Here is a 12,820-nt window from a genome sequence, read left to right as displayed (position 1 = left end):
CCGGTATCCGTTCACAGTGCGGCCATGGACGCCATGGATCACGCTCCTTCGGCCACCCCGAAGGCGCTCGCCACCGAAGCCGTGCACGCCGGCCGGGAAGACCTCGCCGCGCTCGGGCTGCACGCCCCGCCGCTCGACCTGTCCACCACCTACCCCTCGTACGACGCCCGGGCGGAGGCCGCCCGCATCGACGAGTTCGCCGCCACCGGCGCCCGGCTCGACGGCCCGCCCGTCTACGCCCGCCTCGACAACCCCACCGTGGCCCGTTTCGAGGAGGCGCTGGCCCGCCTGGAGGGCACCGAGGCCGGCGTGGCCTTCGCGAGCGGCATGGCCGCCCTGACGGCGGTCCTGCTGGCCCGCGCGAGCCAGGGCCTGCGGCACGTCGTCGCGGTCCGCCCCCTCTACGGGTGCAGCGACCACATCCTGGACGCCGGGCTGCTCGGCACCGAGGTGACCTGGACGGATCCGGCGGGCGTCGCCGCGGCGATCCGCCCGGACACCGGCCTCGTGATGGTCGAGTCCCCGGCCAATCCCACGCTGGCGGAGGTCGACATCCGCGCCGTCGCCCACGCCTGCGGCTCGGTCCCCCTCCTCGTCGACAACACCTTCGCCACCCCGGTCCTCCAGCGCCCGGCCGGCCTCGGCGCCCGGATCGTCCTGCACAGCGCCACCAAGTACCTGGGCGGTCACGGGGACGTCATGGGCGGTGTCGTCGCCTGCGACGAGGAGTTCGCCCGCGAGCTCCGCCGGGTCCGCTTCGCCACCGGCGGCGTGCTCCACCCGCTCGCCGGATACCTCCTGCTCCGGGGCCTGTCGACCCTCCCGGTCCGGGTCCGGGCGGCGTCGGCGACGGCCGCGGAACTGGTCCGGCGCCTGACCGCCGACCCGCGGATCGCCCGCGTCCACTACCCCGCGATCGGCGGGGCGATGATCTCCTTCGAGGTCTACGGGGACCCGCACGAGGTGATCGCCGGCGTCCGGCTGATCACCCCCGCGGTGAGCCTCGGCAGCGTCGACACCCTGATCCAGCACCCGGCCTCCATCAGCCACCGCATCGTGCACGAGGGCGATCGCCGGGCCGCGGGCGTCAGCGACCGGCTGCTGCGGATGTCGGTGGGCCTGGAGGACGTCGAGGACCTGTGGCGCGACCTCACCCAGGCGCTCAGCGCTCGCTCCGATGAGCCCGCTGCGGCCGCTCGCTCCGTCGCGGTGCCGACTCCAGCCGAGCGGTGATGACCAGCGTCCCCTCCTCGATCTGGTAGTCGAGGGGGAGGTTCAGGGCCCGCATCGCCGCGACCATGCCGGTGTTGGACGCCTGGGTCACGGCGTAGACGCTCTCGCAGCCGTCCTCCTCGGCCATCGCCACGAGCCGGCCGAGGAGTTCGGAGCCGATGCCGCGCCGCTGCCAGTCGTCCTCGACCAGGAGCGCCACCTCGGTCTCGTCGCCGTCCCACAGCAGGTGGCCGAGGGCGACGAGCCGTCCGGACGCGGTCTGCACGGCGAGGGTGCGTCCGAACCGGGGGCTCAGCAGGTGGTCGAGGTAACGGTCCGCGTCGCCGACCGGCCCGTGGTAGCGCAGGCCCAGGGTGCGCGCCGAGCAGCGGTCGTGCATGGCCCGGGCGGCCGCCAGATCGCGCTGGTCGGCGCGGCGGACCGTGATCTCGTTCCCCTCGGGCAGGGTGAGCACGTCCTGGCTGCGGGGGATACGCGGCCCGAGCCGCGCGTCGAGTTCGACCAGGGCGCGGGCGCGGGCGAACTCGGTCGGGGTGAAGGGCAGGTACGGGCGCTCGATCAGCAGCGTGCCGCCGCTGGGATCGCGCAGCTTCATCACGGTCTCCTCGAGGACGCCCTCGACGGGCGCCTGCTCCCCGGTCGGGCGGCCGGTCAGGGAGACCGCCGGCACCGAGTGCAGGGTGCACCGGCCGAGCAGCTGGCGGAGCGCGAGGGGCAGTTCGGCGGCGTCGAGCGCGGTGCGGGTGGCGAGCCCCAGGACGCGTGTCGGAGTGTCCACCAGGTCGTGGGCGTCGGCGCGCTCGGTCCAGGTGTCGCGCCCGCCGGCCGCCCCGACCTCCCGGGCGAGGTCCTCGGCGGCGAGGCCGGCCGGGGCACGGAGCAGGAACTCGTCGACCGTGCCCTCCGCCAGCGGGTGCGTCTGGAGGGTGAGGATGTCGACGCCGAGCCGGGCGAGGGCCGTGCACAGCGCGGCCAGGCTGCCCGGAGCGTCGTCGACGGTGGTCCTCATCCGCCACAGCGCGGTCCCGGCCGCGCCGGGGGCCCCGTCCGCTCCGGGGTCCGCCTCCCGCGCGCCCTCCGTGCCGGGGGCGGTTCCCGCCGCGGTCGCGGTCGCGGCCGTCGCGGGCGGGGCATGGCTGTGCCTCCGTGCCCACCACGTGTGGAACCCCGCGGTGGCGACCAGCGCGACGGCCGAGAACACCAGGAGGTAGGGGCCGTCGGGCCCCTTGACGATGGTCTTGGCGATCGTGTCGGCCACCACCACGGCGGTGAACAGGGCGGCGAGTTCGATCAGGTCGTGCCGCCAGTGGTGCGGGCGGCGGCTGCTCTTCGAGGACGTCACATCGGTCATGGCTTCACTGTGACCCAGAGGTGTTGCGTGATCACGAACGCTTTGTGACTGGCTGGTTAAGTGGCGATCTGGAGGATTTGTGACCGATTCAGGGCGTTTCTGTCGTGCTCTGATCGGCCCGCTGACGGAGTGCGACGACCCCGGGCCGCCCGGGACCGGGCTACTGCCCCACCAGCCCCGGCCGCAGCACCTTGGTGAACAGGACGGCGCCGTCGTCCGCCCGCAGCCGGACCGTGAGCTCCCCGCTCCCTCCGTCGATCTCCACCTCGCCGAAGTACTGCGGACTCTCCATCGGCGACACGTTCGCCCGCTCGGGCGCCCGCACGAAGACGCGCTCCGGACCGAACGTCCCGTCCAGCCGGTTGGCCGGGAACCCGCCCGCCGCCAGCGGCCCCGACACGAACTCCCAGAAGGGGGCGAAGTCCTGGAAGGCGGCCCGCTCCGGCGCGTAGTGCTGCGCCGACGTGTAGTGGACGTCCGCGGTCAGCCACAGGGTGCCGGTGATCCCGCGGTGCTTGACGAACCGCAGCAGGTCGGCGATCTGCAGTTCGCGCCCGAGCGGCGCGCCGGGGTCGCCCTGGGCGATCGCCTCGAAGTCGGTCGCGCCGTCCGGCACGACCAGCCCGATCGGCATGTCCGCGGCGAGCACCTTCCACAGCGCCCGCGACCGCGACAGCTCCCGCTTCAGCCAGGCGAGCTGCTCGGCGCCGAGGATGCCGGTGGTGTCGTCCGCCTGCCGGCCGGGCGAGTTGGCGTTGCGGTACGAGCGCATGTCCAGCACGAAGACGTCGAGCAGCGGCCCGTACCGCACCACCCGGTGCACACGGCCCCCGGCGCCGGGCCGTTCCCGCGCCGTGGAGACCGGGAAGTACTCGGCGAAGGCACGGGACGCCCGGGCCGCGAGGACGTCCACGTCCTTCTCCGTGTAGCGCGGGTCGTCCAGGATCTGTCCCGGGTACCAGTTGTTGCGCACCTCGTGGTCGTCCCACTGGGCCACCGTCGGCACCTGGGCGTTGAACGCGCGGACGTTCCGGTCGAGCAGGTTGTAGCGGAAGGTGCCCCGGTACTCGTCGAGCGTCTCGGCGACCTTCGCCTTCTCCGGCGTCACCACGTTGCGCCAGATCCGTCCGTCGGGGAGCGTCACCGACGGCTGCAGCGGCCCGTCGGCGTAGACGGTGTCGCCGCTGCACAGGAAGAAGTCGGGGTCGAGACGGCGCATGGCCTCGAAGGCGCGGAAGCCGCCGATGTCCGGGTTGATGCCCCAGCCCTGCCCGGCGATGTCTCCCGACCAGAGGAAGCGCACGCCGTCGCGACGGCGCTCCGGCGCCGTGCGGAACGTGCCGACGACCGGTTCGCCCGTGCGCCGCGGGTCGTCGGGGTCGGCGAGGACGACCCGGTAGTGGATCTGCTCGCCGGCCGGCAGGCCCCGGAGGAACGTCGTCCCCGTGAAGTCGGAACCCGCGCCCAGGTGGGGGCCGTGATGGCGGCGGACCCGCCGGAACGACTCGGTCGCCGACGTCTCGACGATCATCCGGGCGGGACGGTCCGACCGGACCCACACCAGCCCCGAGCGGGCGGTGACGTCGCCGGTCTGCACGCCCCACCGCGCCGCGGGGCGCCCGGACAGGGCGAAGGCCGGGGCCGCGAGCCCGGCGCCGCCCGCGGCGAGCCCCGCGGAGAGCGCGAGCGATCCGCGCAGGACGGCGCGGCGTCCCGGCGCGGAGCAGGTCGTCGAGGGCGGGCCGGCGGGACGGGAACCGGGCGGGGGCGTGGACATGGGGTCCTCCGGAAGCGGATCGGGCCGACGGCGTGCCGTCGGTACGGCGTCAGGGCCGGTTTCTCGACGCGGAGTTCGCGCCGTTCCCTGCCTAACGGCCGGGAACGGCGCACGGGCGAACCGCACGTGAACAGATCACCCCCGCGGCCGACCTGACGGACTCGGGTCCGCCGGCCGCGCCCCGCCGCGCCGCTGCCGGATCCGCCGGGCGCCGCGTACGCCCGTGACGGGCGGAGCGTCCGGCCCGGCACCGCACGGGCGGGGAATCCGCCGCGGGCCCCGGTCGCCACGACCGCGTCGGGCAGGGTGGACGTCCGAGGGCCGCGGCCACCGTGTCCGCGACCCCTCGGCCGGCCGCCCGGCGACCCGCCCGGGCCCCGGCCCCCGCGAAGCACACCCCACCGAAAGGCGAGTTCCCCAGTGAGCACCAACGTCATCGTGCTGAACGGCGGTTCCAGCGCCGGGAAGTCCGGCATCGTCCGCTGCCTCAAGGCGATCCTCCCGCAGCCGTGGATCAACATGGGCGTGGACGACCTGATCGACCGCCTTCCGCCCGCCCTGCTCGACTCGGGTTCGGGCGTCTCGTTCGGGCAGGGCGGCGAGGTGGTCCTCGGCGACGACTGGCGTGCCGTGGAGACCGCCTGGACGAAGGGCGTGGCCGCCATGGCCCGGGCGGGCGCCCACGTCATCATCGACGACGTCTTCCTGGACGGACAGGTCTCCCAGGAGCGCCTGCGCGGACACCTCGAGGGGCTGGAGGTGCTGTGGGTGGGCGTGCGCTGCGCCCCCGAGACCGCGGCGGCCCGGGAGATCGCGCGGGGCGACCGCGCCCCCGGGATGGCGGCCCTCCAGGCGGAGACCGTGCACAAGGGGGTGACGTACGACGTGGAGGTCGACACCACGCACACCGAGTCGCTCGACTGCGCGCGCGTCATCGCCCGGCACGTGAGCTGACCCCGCCGGGGCGGGGCGCGTACGGCACGCGGCGCCCCGCCCCGGTCCGCGACCCCGCCGGCGGGCCGGGCGGAACGCGTCGGGAGGCGGCCGGTTCAGCCGGCGGCGCTGCCGTCGAGGAGGACGCGGGCGACGAGCGCGGGGTCGTCGTTCATCGGGACGTGACCGCATCCGGGCAGACGCACGAGCCGCGCCCCGGGGATGACCCGCTGGGCGCGGACGCCCTGGCGGCGCAACAGCAGGCGGTCCCGGGTGCCCCAGGCCACGGTGACCGGCAGCGCCGGGAGGTCGTCGCGGAAGAGGACGGAGCGGCCCGCGGCGAGGGTCTGGTGGAAGCCGGTGGCCTCGCGCAGCGCCAGCGTCTCGGCGACCACCGCGTCGGGCGAGCGGCGGCCGGGCCGGGCGTAGATGGTGCTGGTCAGCACGGTGCGTCCGGCCGCGGTCCGGGAGAGCCGTCCGATGACGGGGACGGGCAGGGAGAGGGCCGCGCCGCGCATGGCGCGCAGGGTCCCGAAAGCGTACCGGCGCTCGCTCTCCGACCAGAATCCGGCGGGGGAGAGCGCGGTCACCGAGCGGACGGCCTTCTCGCGGCCGAGCTGGAGGGCGAGCAGTCCGCCGAGTGAGTTGCCCGCCACGTGCGGGCGTTCGGCGCCGACGGCGGCGCAGAAGGCGGTGAGCACGGAGGTGACGGTCGCCAGGTCGTAGGCGCAGTCCCGGGGGAGTCCGTCGGAGGCGCCGAAGCCGGGCAGGTCCACGGCGATGACGTCGCGGTCGGCGGCCAGGACGTCGAGGACCGGTTCCCACGCCTGCCAGTGGTGCCCGATCCCGTGGAGCAGGAGCAGCGGCTCGCCCGCGCCGCGGCGTTCGTACGCGAGGGAGGTGGTGCGACGGCCCCGCGGGGTCTCGAACTCGAACGTGATCCGTGCCGGCATGGGAACTCCCTCGCACCTCTTTTTAGACGCCCTGTCAGCAAGGATTACCGGCCGGTAGCCGGGAGGGCAAGGGTCCTGCGGGAAGTGGCGCTCCCGGCCCGGAGCCCCGACCGCTCCCGGGCCGGCGCCCCGACCACCCCGGCCCGGCGCCCCGACCACCCCGGCCCGGCGCTCCGGCCGTCCGCCCGCGGAGGGGGTCCCGGTGCTTCGTGGGCCTCACGGAGGTGCGAACGTCCTGTGAACGGTCAAGGTCAGAGGGTCACATTTCAGGACGATCGGCGGAGGATTGGTCTTGACCAAGGGGGTGGCTCGCCTTATGGTCACAGAGTTAGTGCAGGAACCTTTAATAAACAAGGGCGCGGAAACGCCGCGGGACACGGCGAATTGCGGAGGACAGGGTGGGGACCACGCAGCTGGAATCGGTCCAGGAACCGAAGTACCAGCACCTCAAGACGGTGATCGGCGAAGCTCTGGACACCGACTTCGCGGTCGGCGAGATCCTGCCCAACGAGCGCGAGCTCGCGGCCCGCTTCGGCGTCGCCCGGGCCACGCTCCGCCAGGCCCTGGAGCAGCTGGAGCTGGAAGGACGCCTCCAGCGCCGCCGGGGCGTCGGCACCACGGTCGCGCCGCCGCGCGTCGGCGTCGACGTCTCCACCACGCAGCAGGCGTGGCCCGGGGTCGGGGACGACGCCTGGGAGGCCCAGGACTCCGTCCTCGGCACGGCGCCCGCCGCCGTCGCCCGCCTCCTGGAGACCCCGGCCGACGAGGAGGTGCACCTGGTGCGCCGACTGCGCCTCGGCCAGGGCCAGGCCGTCGCCGCCGAGCTGCTGTACGTCCCCGCCGCCTCGGTCGCGGGACTCGCCGCCGTCGACGCGCCCGCCGGGCCCGCCCGCGCCCGCGCCGTGCTGCGCGAGCTCCAGCACCTCGCCCTCGACGGCCAGGACCGCTCGGTGGAGCTGGGCTCCGCGCGCGCCGAGGACGCCAGGGAACTGGACCGGCTGCCCGGCTCGCCGGTGCTGGTGGTGACGACCCGTTACCTCTCCGGCGGCCGCACCGCCGCCGTCTCCGTCGCCACCTACCGCGCCGACACCTGCCGCCTCACCTTCGGCGACTCCGCCGACCTGGCGATGGCCTCCTGACCCGCGGTCACACACCCGCAGACGCCAGGACCCGGCCTTTCGAGGCCGGGTCCTCGCGTCGTCGGACCGGCGGCGCGGCACGGGGCCCGGCGGTACGGGCTCAGCGCCGCCCCGTCACGCCGCCCTCGACCGCGAACAGTTGCTCCTCGACGTGGTCGAGGGCGAGCCGCAGGGCGCCCGTGCCCACGGCCGCCTCGCCGAGCAGCGAGAGCACCACCCGCGGCGGGCGGAGGCAGAAACGCGCCAGTTCCTCGCGGAGCGGTTGCAGCACCCCGTCCAGGCCGGCCGCCCAGCCGCCGACCACCACGAGCTCCGGGTCGAGCGCGAGGACGAGCGCGCCGACGTCGTGCACCAGCCGCTGGATGAACCGGTCCACGGCGGCCCCGGCCCGTGCGTCACCCTTCTTCGCCAGCGCGAAGACCTCCGCCACCGCCTGCTCGTCCAGCGGGTGGAGCGGCTCGTCGGTGGTCGAGAGCAGGTGCTCCGGCGTCACGCCGCGGCCGAGCAGGTGCAGCGCGCCGATCTCGCCCGCCGCGCCGCCGTAACCCCGGTGCAGCCGGCCGCCGATCAGCGAACCGGCCCCGGGGCTCAGCCCGGCGAGGACGAAGACGATGTCGTCGGAGTCGGTCGCGGCGCCCTTCCAGTGCTCGGCGACGGCCGCCGCGTTGGCGTCGTTCTCCACGATCACCGGGCAGCGGAAGGAGCGGCGCAGCCGCTCGCCGAGGGCGAGCCCGGTCCAGCCGGGCAGGGCGGTGCCGAGCCGGACCGTTCCGTCGGCCTCGACGATGCCGGGGGTGCCGACCCCGACCGCCCGCAGGTTCGACCGGGGCACGCCGGCCCGGCGCAGGACGTCCGCGACCACCGTGCGCACCTTGTCCAGGCGCTCGTCCTCGGGCGCGGTCTCCGACACCTCGCGCGCGCCGGCGCCGATGATCCGGCCGTCGAGACCGGAGAGGAGGGCGGCGACGCGGTGCGGCCCGATCTCGATGCCGAGCAGATGGCCGGCCTCGGCGCGGAAGCGGAACCTCCGGGCGGGGCGGCCCTGGCGCCGGGCCTCGCCCTCCTCGGGCGCGGCCTCGACGACGAGACCGCCCTCGATGAGCCCTTCGACGACGCCTTCGACGGTCGGCCGGGACAGACCGGTGATCCGGGTCAGGTCCGTGAGCGTCAGCGCGTCGGAGCCGCGCAGAGCATGGAGTACCACCGCGGAATTGATCCGCCGCAACAGCGACGGATCCCCGCCGGTCAGCCGCCCCACCGTGTGTCCTCCCAGCTCGTGCCCGCCTGAGCGGATGGTACTCAATGGTTCCGGAACCGGCGAGGGCCGCCCCCGGGCCGCCGGATCACGTCTCCGGCGCCGCCGCCGGCAGACCGGCGGCCCGCCGGAGACGCGCGTACTCCTCGGCCATCGTCTCCGTCGTCCAGTGCGCGTTGAGCCCGCTCGGATTGGGCAGCGCCCAGATCCGCGTCGTGCCGATCGTGCGCTCCTGCGGGCCGATCGCCGCCCTCGGTTCGCCGAAGGCGGTGCGGTACGCGGTGACGCCGACGACCGCGAGCCAGCGGGGCTTCAGCCGCAGGACCTTCTCGGTGAGGATCCGGCCGCCCTCGACGTACTCCTCGCGGCTCAGCTCGTCGGCGCGCGCGGTCGGCCGGGCGGCGACGTTGGTGATGCCGAGCCCGTACGCGAGCAGTTCGTCCTGCTCCTCGGGGCGCAGCAGGCGCGGGGTGAAGCCGGAGAGGTGGAGCACCGGCCAGAACCGGTTGCCGGGGCGGGCGAAGTGGTGGCCGGTCGCGGCGGTCATCAGGCCCGGGTTGATGCCGCAGAAGAGAACGGCGAGGCCGCCCGCGGCCACGTCGGGGACGACGCGGTCGCGGGCGGCCTCCAGTTCCTCACGGGTGAACCGGCCGGTCCGGGTCAGAGGATCGCCCCGGGGGTGTAGGCGGCGGCCTCCGGGTGCTGCTTGACGAGCTCCTCGATCCGGGAGACGACGGCGGCGACCTGGTCGGCGGCGGCGCCGGTGAAGGAGAGCTTGTCCGCCATCAGCTCGTCGAGCCGCGCGCGGTCCAGCGGGATGCGGTCGTCGGCGGCGAGCTTGTCGAGCAGCTCGTTGCGCTCGACGCCCTGCTCGCGCATGGCGAGCGCCGACGCCACCGCGTTCTCCTTGATGGCCTCGTGGGCGAGCTCGCGGCCCACGCCGGCGCGGACCGAGGCCATGAGGACCTTGGTGGTGGCGAGGAAGGGGAGGTAGCGGTCGAGCTCGCGGGCGACGACGGCCGGGAAGGCGCCGAACTCGTCGAGCACGGTGAGGAAGGTCTCCAGCAGGCCGTCGAGCGCGAAGAACGCGTCCGGCAGGGCCACGCGGCGGACCACGGAGCAGGACACGTCGCCCTCGTTCCACTGGTCGCCGGCGAGCTCGCCGGTCATCGAGGCGTACCCGCGCAGGATGACCATGAGGCCGTTGACGCGCTCGCAGGAGCGGGTGTTCATCTTGTGCGGCATCGCGGAGGAGCCGACCTGGCCGGGCTTGAAGCCCTCGGTGACCAGCTCGTGGCCGGCCATCAGGCGGATCGTCTTGGCGATCGACGACGGGCCGGCGGCGAGCTGCACCAGCGTGGTGACCACGTCGTAGTCGAGCGAGCGCGGGTAGACCTGGCCGACCGAGGTGAAGGCGTGCGCGAAGCCGAGGTGGCCGGCGATCCGCTGCTCCAGCTCGGCGAGCTTGCCGGCGTCGCCGCCGAGCAGGTCGAGCATGTCCTGGGCGGTGCCGACCGGGCCCTTGATGCCGCGCAGCGGGTAGCGGCCGAGGAGGTCCTCCAGGCGCGCGTACGCCACGAGCAGCTCGTCCGCGGCGGTCGCGAAGCGCTTGCCGAGGGTGGTGGCCTGCGCGGCGACGTTGTGCGAGCGGCCGGCCATGACCAGCTCGCCGTACTCGGCGGACAGCTTGCCCAGCCGGGCGAGGACGGCCACCGTGCGGTCCCGCATCAGCTCCAGGGAGAGGCGGATCTGGAGCTGCTCGACGTTCTCCGTGAGGTCGCGGGAGGTCATGCCCTTGTGCACGTGCTCGTGGCCGGCGAGGGCGTTGAACTCCTCGATGCGGGCCTTCACGTCGTGCCGGGTGACCTTCTCGCGCTCGGCGATGGAGCCGAGGTCGACCTGGTCGAGGACGCGCTCGTAGTCGGCGATCGCCGCGTCCGGAACCTCGATCCCGAGGTCCTTCTGGGCGCGCAGCACAGCGAGCCACAGCCGGCGCTCCAGCTTCACCTTCTGCTCGGGGGACCAGAGGACGGCGAGCTCCGCGGAGGCGTAGCGGCCGGCCAGGACGTTGGGGATACGGGGCTTCACCGTGGCAGCAGTCACGTGTCCAGAGTTTACTGGTGATTTCTGCAGGCCAGCGCCGTGGTCCGGGCTGGAGCTTGCTACGAGACCCAGGTCACGGGCCCGGGGTGCGCGCCCGGACCCGCGGCGGGGTTCAGACCTCGGTGCGCGTCTCGTACGGCAGCAGCTCGGGGCGCTTCGGCGGACGGCCGTCCCCGGAGGAGCGGCCGGTGAGCCGGCGGCCGATCCACGGGCCGAGGTGCTCCCGCGCGAACCGGGCGTCCGCGGCGCGCCGCGTCACCCAGCCCGGGCGCACGGCGGCGGGCAGCGGGGCCCGCCAGTCCTGCTCGGGCGCGAGCCCCAGCGCCTGCCACACGGCCTCCGCCACCCGCCGGTGGCCGTCGGCGGTGAGGTGCAGCCGGTCCACGTCCCACAGGCGCGGATCGCCCAGGACCGGCGCGCCGTACAGGTCGACCACGAGGGCGCCGTGCCGGGCGGCCAGCTCGTCGATGTGGGTGAAGAGCTCCTCCATCCGGGGGCGGAAGCGCTCCATCACCGGCCCGTTCCGGCCGGGGCTGCGCATCAGGACGAGCCGGCCGCAGGAAGGTGTGAGGCGTTCCACGGCCTCGGTCAGGAGACCCTTCACCCGGCCCATGTCGACCTTGGGGCGGAGGGTGTCGTTGAGGCCGCCGACGAGGGTCACCACATCGGCCTCCATCCCTGCGGCCAGGGGGACTTGCTCCTCGACGATCTGTCCGATGAGCTTCCCGCGCACGGCGAGGTTGGCGTAGCGGAAGCCCGGCGCGCGGGCCGCGAGCCGGCCCGCGAGGACGTCCGCCCAGCCCCGGTACGAGCCGTCGGGCCTCAGGTCCGACATACCCTCGGTGAAGCTGTCCCCGACGGCGACGAGACTGTTGTACGTGGCATTGATCTCCATGGCGAAGCCGATCATACCGCGCGGTATGCGCGGGTGCCGTGGAGAACCCGGGAGGGGAAACCCGATGAGCGAGGCGCTCCTGAACGCCCTGTCCGAGGCGCTGGCCGGACTGGTGGCGACGGTCGGGACCAGCGACGAGGAGGTGCTCGACCCCGACACGGCCGTGAAGTGGCTGGAGAGCACCGGACACGTCCTCGCCGGACTGGGGGCCGCCGACCGGCGCGCCCTCGACGGCCTCTTCCGCGCGGCCGCGCTGCGCGAGCCGCCCGGCCCCCGGCGCGAGGAGCTGCTCAAGGTCTCCCGGGGGTTCGGCCTCGACGAGGGCGTCCACCTCGCCGCCGTCGACGCCGTCGCCGGCCACGCCCGGCGGTACGCGGACACGGTCCGCGGCGCCGATCCGGCGACGCCCGTCCCGACCTGCCCCGGCTGGGACCTCGGCGACCTGACCCGCCACCTCGGCACCCTGCACGGCTGGGCCGAGCACCTCGTGACCGCCCGCCCCGCCACCCGGGTCCGCCCCGGCGACGTCCCCCTCGACCCGCCCGCCGACCCCGCCGCGTACCCCGGCTGGTTCGCCGCCCGCGCCGAGGGCTTCGCCGCCGCCGCCCGCGCGGCCGACCCCGGCGCCCCGGTGTGGTCGCCGGGCGCCGACCCGCACGTGCGCCACTACCCGCGCCACCTCCTCGCCGAGACGCTGGTCCACCTCGCCGACGCCGAGATCGCCCTCACCGGAACGGCCCGGCCGCTCGACCCGGACACGGCCGCCGACGCGCTCGACCACTTCCTCACCACGGCCCCCTACGTCCCGTGGATCGCCGAACCGCTCGCCCACCTCGACCGCGACGGTGCGGTCCTGCGCCTCGCCGCCCGCGACAGCGGAGCCGTCTGGACGGTGACCCTCGGCGGGGGCGGCTTCGCCTGGCGCCGGGGGAGCGGCGGCACCGGGCCGACGGCGGGCGTCACGGCGGACGCCGGCGAACTGCTGCTCCTGCTGCACCGCCGGTACGAGGCCGACGACCCGCGCTTCGCCCTCACCGGCGACCGCGACCTCCTCGACGACTGGCTCGCGGCCGGCGGTCTCTGAGGCCGCGCCGGGAGACGGCGGCAGCCCCGTACCGCGCCGGCCGCGGCCGCGCCGTCGCCCGCCGCCGGACGCGGGGGGGGGGGGGGGGCGCGGGGGG

Annotated in this window: 11 protein-coding genes; 4 read left to right on the top strand and 7 right to left on the bottom strand. The window is 75.0% G+C overall.

All coding sequences use genetic code 11. The features are described from left to right. Nucleotides 1-24 precede the first annotated feature (24 nt). A complete protein-coding gene (locus AB0E83_RS24680; RefSeq protein ID WP_362115799.1) occupies nt 25-1,233 on the top strand; it encodes a PLP-dependent transferase in 1,209 nt (402 codons plus the stop codon). On the opposite strand, the gene AB0E83_RS24675 is transcribed toward AB0E83_RS24680, so the two are convergent. Together AB0E83_RS24675 and AB0E83_RS24670 are read right to left on the bottom strand one after the other, a co-directional pair. Next, entirely contained in the window at nt 1,163-2,584 is a 1,422-nt protein-coding gene (locus tag AB0E83_RS24675) for a GNAT family N-acetyltransferase (RefSeq protein WP_362115796.1), read from the bottom strand. The genes AB0E83_RS24680 and AB0E83_RS24675 overlap by 71 nt on opposite strands. 160 nt (nt 2,585-2,744) lie before the next feature. Beyond that, entirely contained in the window at nt 2,745-4,361 is a 1,617-nt protein-coding gene (locus tag AB0E83_RS24670) for an alkaline phosphatase D family protein (RefSeq protein ID WP_362115793.1), read from the bottom strand. A gap of 420 nt (nt 4,362-4,781) precedes the next feature. Between AB0E83_RS24670 and cpt the strand changes: the two genes are divergently transcribed. Continuing rightward, nucleotides 4,782-5,315: a chloramphenicol phosphotransferase CPT gene (gene cpt / locus AB0E83_RS24665; RefSeq protein WP_362115789.1), complete on the top strand. Its 534-nt coding sequence runs from the start codon at nt 4,782-4,784 to the stop codon at nt 5,313-5,315. 95 nt (nt 5,316-5,410) lie between these two features. On the opposite strand, the gene AB0E83_RS24660 is transcribed toward cpt, so the two are convergent. After that, the gene (locus AB0E83_RS24660; RefSeq protein ID WP_362115786.1) at nt 5,411-6,247 is read right to left on the bottom strand and encodes an alpha/beta fold hydrolase; all 837 of its coding nucleotides are present in this window, start codon (nt 6,245-6,247) and stop codon (nt 5,411-5,413) included. Nucleotides 6,248-6,645: 398 nt separating this feature from the next. Here AB0E83_RS24660 and AB0E83_RS24655 point away from each other — a divergent pair, with 398 nt between their 5' ends. Next, nucleotides 6,646-7,386 carry a GntR family transcriptional regulator gene (locus AB0E83_RS24655; protein WP_362115783.1) on the top strand — a complete coding sequence of 247 codons (741 nt, stop codon included), beginning with the start codon at nt 6,646-6,648 and terminating at the stop codon, nt 7,384-7,386. Nucleotides 7,387-7,486: 100 nt separating this feature from the next. Here AB0E83_RS24655 and AB0E83_RS24650 read toward each other — a convergent pair whose 3' ends face one another. The 4 genes from AB0E83_RS24650 to AB0E83_RS24635 all read right to left on the bottom strand — a co-directional run bounded on the left by AB0E83_RS24650 (nt 7,487) and on the right by AB0E83_RS24635 (nt 11,639). Continuing rightward, nucleotides 7,487-8,644: an ROK family transcriptional regulator gene (locus tag AB0E83_RS24650; protein WP_362115780.1), complete on the bottom strand. Its 1,158-nt coding sequence runs from the start codon at nt 8,642-8,644 to the stop codon at nt 7,487-7,489. Between the two features lie 85 nt (nt 8,645-8,729). Continuing rightward, nucleotides 8,730-9,239: a G/U mismatch-specific DNA glycosylase gene (gene mug, locus AB0E83_RS24645; RefSeq protein ID WP_362115777.1), complete on the bottom strand. Its 510-nt coding sequence runs from the start codon at nt 9,237-9,239 to the stop codon at nt 8,730-8,732. 62 nt (nt 9,240-9,301) lie between these two features. Next, nucleotides 9,302-10,744, bottom strand: coding sequence for an adenylosuccinate lyase (gene purB / locus AB0E83_RS24640; protein ID WP_362115774.1), 1,443 nt, complete (start codon nt 10,742-10,744; stop codon nt 9,302-9,304). Nucleotides 10,745-10,856: 112 nt separating this feature from the next. Then, a complete protein-coding gene (locus AB0E83_RS24635) occupies nt 10,857-11,639 on the bottom strand; it encodes an SGNH/GDSL hydrolase family protein (protein ID WP_362115771.1) in 783 nt (260 codons plus the stop codon). A 64-nt stretch (nt 11,640-11,703) separates the two neighbouring features. Here AB0E83_RS24635 and AB0E83_RS24630 point away from each other — a divergent pair, with 64 nt between their 5' ends. Further along, nucleotides 11,704-12,723, top strand: coding sequence for a maleylpyruvate isomerase N-terminal domain-containing protein (locus tag AB0E83_RS24630; RefSeq protein ID WP_362115768.1), 1,020 nt, complete (start codon nt 11,704-11,706; stop codon nt 12,721-12,723). Nucleotides 12,724-12,820: the final 97 nt, after the last annotated feature.

It is taken from the genome of Streptomyces sp. NPDC035033, from assembly GCF_040636735.1.
GTDB lineage: Bacteria > Actinomycetota > Actinomycetes > Streptomycetales > Streptomycetaceae > Streptomyces.
The sequence above is the reverse complement of the archived record's forward strand: the minus strand, read 5'-3'. Positions and strand labels throughout refer to the sequence as shown.

What these genes read in the sequence shown, in the direction of transcription:
- AB0E83_RS24680 (WP_362115799.1), top strand. Translation starts at nt 25, where the DNA reads ATGGACGCCATGGATCACGCTCCTTCGGCCACCCCGAAGGCGCTCGCC.
- AB0E83_RS24675 (WP_362115796.1), bottom strand. Translation starts at nt 2,584, where the DNA reads ATGACCGATGTGACGTCCTCGAAGAGCAGCCGCCGCCCGCACCACTGG.
- AB0E83_RS24670 (WP_362115793.1), bottom strand. Translation starts at nt 4,361, where the DNA reads ATGTCCACGCCCCCGCCCGGTTCCCGTCCCGCCGGCCCGCCCTCGACG.
- AB0E83_RS24660 (WP_362115786.1), bottom strand. Translation starts at nt 6,247, where the DNA reads ATGCCGGCACGGATCACGTTCGAGTTCGAGACCCCGCGGGGCCGTCGC.
- AB0E83_RS24635 (WP_362115771.1), bottom strand. Translation starts at nt 11,639, where the DNA reads ATGGAGATCAATGCCACGTACAACAGTCTCGTCGCCGTCGGGGACAGC.
- AB0E83_RS24630 (WP_362115768.1), top strand. Translation starts at nt 11,704, where the DNA reads ATGAGCGAGGCGCTCCTGAACGCCCTGTCCGAGGCGCTGGCCGGACTG.